The sequence below is a fragment of the Haloferula sargassicola genome (assembly GCF_040362925.1).
Lineage (GTDB): Bacteria > Verrucomicrobiota > Verrucomicrobiia > Verrucomicrobiales > Akkermansiaceae > Haloferula > Haloferula sargassicola.
On the sequence record NZ_BAABRI010000050.1, the window covers coordinates 1 to 1,488 of the forward strand.

Here is a 1,488-nt window from a genome sequence, read left to right on the forward strand (position 1 = left end):
GGGCAGCGACCGACCTAGAGTTGCCATGGCTTGCAAGGTCTCCCATCGCTTCGCCCCGTCCTTTTCCAAGATTCTCCGCCCGGCGGGCACCGCGTCGGGGGCGGCGGGCATCGACCGCCGGGCAGGGTTGTGGCAGCGGGCGTGTTGGTAGGGTGGGTTCGAGTCCCTGAAAGCCATTGCTCCCCGGATCACCAAGCCCGTCCACCTAACCCTCACCGTCGCCGCCCCGCCCGGCGGTCAATGCCCGCCGCCCCGGTCCAGCCACTCTTGGAGCCACGGGGCTTCCCATAGGAGGGCCGTCTTACTCTCTTCGTGGTTCTTCCGTAGATACCTCGCAACCCGACGGAAATGCTCCGGCCCCCGGACCAATCGGTCATGGTAGTCCTTTTGCCAAAACGCTCCCGATCCGCCGGTATGGCGGTGGATTCGTTTTGCGCTGACGCTTTTCCACGATCCGACAACCTGTCCCAAGTCATGACCGTGCCCCAGGGAGAACAGCAGATGAGCGTGGTTCGGCATGATCACAAAAGCGTGCTGGAGATAGCGGTCGCCGTCAAAGTGGAGGAAGACATCGCGGACGATCCCTGATACGCAACGGTCCTTCATCGCGCACCCGCCATATCCTGCGTCGAGCCAATGCTCGATCTGCATGGAGAATCGCCGGTGGTATTCATGTTGGGTCTCCTGGTTCCACGGAGGCAGGTGAAACCGGGTCCATGTCTCGCGTTCATTTCTCCATTTTTCCAAAAGCCGCGCGGGGAGGGAATCCGCCAAGCGAAGGGTCACGAAAAGGCAGCCTTGTTCCTGTTGCCAATGGGGCAGGCGGTTCAAGCTCCGTTGGAGATCCGCTCCGCGCCGGAAGAAATGAAACGCGCTCCAGTCCGGCATGAGGCGAGTCTAACAAGCCGGGAAGTGCATGCCGAGCGAAACCGGGGGGCGGCGGGCATCGACCGCCGGGCAGGGGTTTTGCTGCGGGCGTGTTGGGAGGGTGGGTTCGAGTCCTTGGAAGCCATGGCTTGCAAGGTCACCAAGCCGCTCTGTCCTGTCGTTTTCCAAGATTCTCCTGCCCGGCGGGCACCGCGTCGGGGGCGGCGGGCATCGACCGCCGGATAGGGGTTTTGCAGCGGGCGTGCCGGGAGAGTGGGTTCGAGTCCTTGGAAGCCATGGCTTGCAAGGTCACCAAGCCGCTCTGTCCTGTCGTTTTCCAAGATTCTCCTGCCCGGCGGGCACCGCGTCGGGGGCGGCGGGCATCGACCGCCGGGCAGGGGTTTTGCAGCGGGCGTGCCGGGAGAGTGGGTTCGAGTCCCTGAAAGCCATCGCTCCTCAGGTCACCAAGTCGCTCTCTCCTGTCCCTCACCGTCGCCGCCCCGCCCGGCGGTCAATGCCCGCCGCCCCCCTGTGGGCAGCGACCGACCTAGAGTTGCCATGGCTTGCAAGGTCTCCCATCGCTTCGCCCCGTCCTTTTCCAAGATTCTCCGCCCGGCGGGC

1 protein-coding gene is annotated in these 1,488 nt (G+C 64.2%); it reads right to left on the reverse strand.

Going from position 1 to position 1,488, the window contains the following annotated elements; all coding sequences use genetic code 11:
* Positions 1-237: 237 nt before the first annotated feature.
* Positions 238-888 carry a transposase gene (locus tag ABXH26_RS20535; RefSeq protein WP_353568976.1) on the reverse strand — a complete coding sequence of 217 codons (651 nt, stop codon included), beginning with the start codon at positions 886-888 and terminating at the stop codon, positions 238-240.
* Positions 889-1,488: the final 600 nt, after the last annotated feature.

Coding starts and splice junctions, on each gene's coding strand:
- ABXH26_RS20535 (WP_353568976.1), bottom strand. CDS start 888: ATGCCGGACTGGAGCGCGTTTCATTTCTTCCGGCGCGGAGCGGATCTC.